The sequence below is a fragment of the Chengkuizengella marina genome, from assembly GCF_009910845.1.
GTDB lineage: Bacteria > Bacillota > Bacilli > Paenibacillales > KCTC-33759 > Chengkuizengella > Chengkuizengella marina.
The window spans coordinates 1-1,349 of the sequence record NZ_SIJB01000083.1 but is presented as its reverse complement, the minus strand read 5'-3'; the positions used below and the strand labels follow the sequence as shown (position 1 = coordinate 1,349).

1 protein-coding gene is annotated in these 1,349 nt (G+C 35.6%); it reads left to right on the top strand.

The window, feature by feature from the left end; genetic code table 11:
- The coding region (locus ERL59_RS20570; protein ID WP_160648102.1) for a hypothetical protein at positions 1-1,349 on the top strand (1,349 nt) is incomplete at both ends.

Genomic DNA, 1,349 nt, shown 5'->3' with positions numbered 1-1,349 from the left:
TCCAAAGTCTACAAATCTAAAATCTACTAATTTAAGCAATAGTGTTGGAAGTGGTGGTAGTCCGGTTGGGAATACTGGTTATTTAGAACCTGAACTTAATATTCCAGCTCTAGGACATCAGGATCCAATTCCAATGAGCACTTACGAAAATAGAACGACTTTTCGTAACATAGAACCTGAGAGGTTTATACCCGTTAATGTAACAATAGAATATTCAGAATTTTATAAAAATGATCTATGGCTAAGCAGCTTAAATCAAATGTTTGATGAGGTAGATCCTGATGTGGATACGTTTACAGGGATATTTAATCCTGACACAGGAGAACTAACGAATTACTTTCCGATAAAACCCGCTTCGAATAAGTTGATACTTTATTTGAATAAACATTCATACTTTGCTGAGGGTCTTACGTTAGATGTTGAAGAATGGTGGGCTTCGGATCCCAAGTATGCTAATACTGGATATTCAAGAACGGGGGAGACTCATAGTTGGGGTATCCAAAGAGATACTGGAGTAACAGACTCGATACAGAACGAATTAGCAATAACACATGGAACAGGAAGAGAGGTTGCTCTTTCATTAACGACAAAATATAAAATATTACCCGTATTGGAAGCAGAGTTTCAATCTGGACTTAAAATCAACTTTAATGATTCTACAACAGAAAGCAATGTGTTTTCCAGAACATTTTACACTGCTCAACATGATAAATTCGATGTAACTTTTGATCAATATAAAGGAGCTCCATACAAGTGGGCGGTGTATGATTTAATGACAAGAACAAAAGTGAATTATTCAAGAGGAATTCATTTCAGTGAACTAGATGATTATTTTAGGAATATCAAAAATGTAGGACTTGCACTAGACATGAGCTCAAATAAGGTGACAATAAGGAATAAACAATATGCGACGATGGCAGTCCCTATTTATGAAGAAACGGATGCTATCCAAGAACCGACTAATTTAACAGCAACACAAGATTTTCAAAACATAACCATCACACTGAATTGGGATGCAGTGCCGGCAGAAAAAATAGATACGTCTGAAACTCCAATAAATGATGACACGGTGGCGGGTTACTTTGTTTATAAAAATGGGAATCTAGCTGCAACGATCCATAATCCAAATAGAACAAGTTGGGTTGACTATAATGTAAAGCCAGGAGTAACGAATACGTATTATCTCAGATCGTTTAGTAATTATAAACATACTACTCATTTATATAATTATAAAAAGATTTCACTTCAAAGTAATGTGGTGACCCAAAAGGTGGAATTAGATGACGCACAATTTAGTCAGTTGGTCGTTGGTTGTTCCATTCCATTTACTTTGACAGATAATCAAATGC